This window comes from Hominisplanchenecus sp. (assembly GCF_046967715.1).
GTDB lineage: Bacteria > Bacillota > Clostridia > Lachnospirales > Lachnospiraceae > Hominisplanchenecus > Hominisplanchenecus faecis.
This window is the reverse complement of record NZ_JBKVNQ010000108.1, coordinates 1-3,832: the sequence shown is the minus strand read 5'-3', so window position 1 is coordinate 3,832 and position 3,832 is coordinate 1. Positions and strand designations below refer to the sequence as shown.

At 46.3% G+C, this 3,832-nt stretch carries 1 protein-coding gene; it reads left to right on the top strand.

Annotated elements, in window-relative coordinates; translation table 11 throughout:
• On the top strand, window positions 1-3,832 hold a 3,832-nt coding region (locus tag ACLTL4_RS11050; RefSeq protein WP_412320544.1), incomplete at both ends, for a glycosyl hydrolase family 95 catalytic domain-containing protein.

Below are 3,832 nucleotides of genomic sequence, written 5' to 3'. Positions count from 1 at the left end.
ACCCAGGAGCGTATCCAGTTAAATGAAAAATCACTCTGGTCCGGCGGTCCGTCCGCTTCCAGAACGAACTACAATGGCGGAAATATCGAGACAACAAATGTAAACGGTGTACAGACCAAAATGAGTAAGGTAGTAAAGCAGATCCAGGAGGCATTTGCATCCGGCAACACCAGCACGGCAGAATCTCTCTGTGCAAAGCTGGTCGGCGTCAGTGATGATGCAGGTACGAATGGTTATGGTTATTACCTGAGCTATGGAAATATGTACTTGGATTTCAAAGGTATCACAGAAAGCTCTGTCAGCAACTACAAAAGAGCACTGGATCTTCACACAGCTGTTGCAAGCGTAGAGTATGATTACAATGGCACACACTATGTAAGAGAAAACTTCGTCAGCTATCCGGACAATGTGCTGGTGACAAAACTGACAGCAACCGGCGGAAGCGGCAAACTGAACTTCGATGTCAAGGTCAATCCGGACAACGAAAAGGGCGGCGGAAGCAACAATCCTGGAGCAAATTCTTATCAGAGAGACTGGAATACAAAAGTAAACGGCGGTGAGATCACAGTTGCCGGAACTCTGAGAGATAACCAGATGAAATTCAATTCCCAGACAAAAGTGATCGCAGACGGAACCACCACAGACGGAACCGATAAAGTAACGGTTGCAGATGCAACAAGCGTTACGATCATCACTTCTATTGCAACCGATTATAAAGATAAATATCCAAAATACCGTACCGGTGAAAGTGCAGAAGCACTGGATACCAGAGTCGGCGGGTATGTAGACAAGGCAGCAGCGAAAGATTACGATACACTGAAAGCGGATCATGTTAAAGATTATCAGAACATCTTCGAACGTGTAGATCTGGATCTTGGCCAGATTCCTTCTGACAAGACAACGGATGCACTGCTTTCAGCATACAAGGCAGGTACTGCAACGGAAGCAGAACGCCGCTATCTGGAAGTCATGCTGTTCCAGTATGGCCGTTATCTGACGATCGAATCTTCCCGTGAGACACCGGAAGATGATCCATACCGTGAGACACTTCCGTCCAACCTTCAGGGTATCTGGGTTGGTGCGAACAACTCCGCATGGCATGCTGACTACCACATGAACGTAAACCTTCAGATGAACTACTGGCCGACCTATGTCACCAATATGGCAGAATGTGCAGAGCCACTGATCAACTACATTGATGCACTGCGTGCACCTGGCCGTGTGACAGCGAAGATCTATGCAGGTGTTGAGAGCAAAGACGGCGAAGAGAACGGTTTCATGGCACATACACAGAACAACCCGTTTGGATGGACCTGTCCGGGATGGAATTTTGACTGGGGATGGTCACCGGCAGCGGTTCCGTGGATCCTGCAGAACTGCTGGGAATACTATGACTTTACCAGAAATGCCGATTATCTGAAAGAGAAAATCTATCCGATGATGAAAGAGGAAGCTACTCTGTATGATCAGATCCTGATCAAGGATGCAGACGGCAAACTGGTATCTTCCCCGAGTTATTCACCGGAGCATGGACCAAAGACAAGCGGTAATACATACGAGCAGACACTGGTATGGCAGCTTTATCAGGACACCATCGAAGCAGCAGGTATCGTTGGTGAGACAGATACAGCAAAAGTAACACAGTGGAAGAAAAATCAGAGCGATCTGAAAGGACCTATTGAAGTAGGTGACAGCGGTCAGATCAAAGAATGGTATACCGAGACAACCGTAAACAGCCTCGGACAGGGCTACAACCACAGACATCTTTCTCATATGCTGGGACTGTTCCCGGGCGACCTGATTTCTGTAGATACACCGGAATGGCTGGCAGCAGCAAGAGTTTCCATGGAAAACCGTGTAGATAAATCAACCGGCTGGGGCATGGGACAGCGAATCAATACCTGGGCAAGACTTGGCGATGGAAACCATGCGTACAAACTGATCACAGACCTGTTTGACGGCGGTATTCTTACCAACCTGTGGGATACGCATTCACCATACCAGATCGACGGTAACTTCGGAATGACTTCCGGTGTGGCTGAGATGCTGCTTCAGAGTAATATGGGTTACATCAATCTGCTTCCGGCACTTCCGGATGCATGGAGCGATGGTTCCGTAGAAGGTCTGGTAGCAAGAGGAAACTTCGAACTTTCCTATGACTGGACAGACGGAAAACTGAACCAGGCACAGATCGTTTCCAACAAGGGCGGAGAATGTCAGGTACAGTACTCCGATATCGCAAACGCAACCGTTACCGATTCTGACGGTAAGGTTGTAGAGACAACAAAAGTAAGCGGAAAAACAAACCGTGTTTCCTTTAATACAGAAGAAGGAAAAACTTATACGATCAAAGTTCCGGAATCTCCGAAGAATGTAAAAGCAAACTACTACGGAGAGAGCGGCACAAAAGTAAGCTGGGCTGCAGCAGAAGATGCAACTTCTTACAATGTATACCGCAGCGAAGACGGAACAACGTTTGAAAAGGTTGCCGAAAAGACAGAAAGAACTTCTTTTGTAGATAAAAAAGCATTTACAGATGTTTCAGCAGTCAGCTACAAAGTGACAGCTTGTTACGAAGACAAAGAAAGTGGCGACTCCAAAGTGGCAACAGTCAAAGACCTGACACAGTCAAGTGAAAAACTGGCACATGATGGCTGGAAGGCAACCGCAGGAAGTGAAGAAGGATCCGGAAATGATGGCCCTGCTTCCTGGGCAATTGACGGAAATACCGGTACGATCTGGCATTCTAAGTGGTCAAATGGTGGTACACATCCAGATATTGCAAATGATCAGAATAATGAGTTTACGATTGATTTTGGTCAGAATGTAACGATCAACAAATTTGAGTATGTACCTCGTTCATCCGGAACTTCTGTAAATGGTATTATTACAAAATACAAACTGTTATACAGTACTACAGAATCCGGAAATGATTTCAAAGAACTGACAAGCGGTGAGTGGGACGCAGACAAGACGGTTAAGACGGCAACGTTTACACCGACCGAAATGCGAAGAATCCAGATCCGTGCACTGGCAACACTGGATGATACCGCAACCAAGAATCAGCACGTGACAGCAGCAGAATTTAATGCATACAAATACGTTGCAAATACACCGGTCATGACGGATACGGATGCACTCTGGGATGCAGTTCTGGCTGCACAGAAAAAAGACTTAAGTGTATATACCGATGCCAGTGTACAGGCTTACCAGGCAGCAATCACAGCAGCAAAGGCAAAACTTGCCCTGGAAGATGATGCAGCCCAGGCGGATGTAAACAAAGCACTTGCTGAACTGAAAGATGCAGAGAACAAGCTGGAGGCAAAACCAGACAAAGGTAATCTGAATACGGCGGTGGATGCAGCTGCTAAAACAGACCTGAACGGTTATACAAAAGAGAGTGTAGATGCATTTAAGAAAGCACTGGATGCAGCACAGAAAGTGCTGAAAGATGAAAATGCAACAAAAGAGCAGATTGAAAATGTTCTGGCAAAACTGGATGCGGCAAAGAAAGCTCTGAAAAAAGATACTACACCGGATACGGAAAAACCGACACCGACACCGGAAACAAAAGTACCGGCTGTTGGAACAACCGTTACCGTAAAAGGTGTAAAATATGCAGTAACCAAGTCCGCAGCAAAGGGCGGAACTGCAGAGGCAGTCAAAGTGACCGGAAAAGGCAAGAAGATCACGATCGCAGCAACTGTGAAGATTGACGGTGTGACCTTTAAGGTAACTTCCATCAAAAAGAATGCAGCTAAGAAAAATAAGAATATGACAAGCGTTGTGATCGGTAAGAATGTAACTTCCATCGGAGCAAACAGCTTTGCAA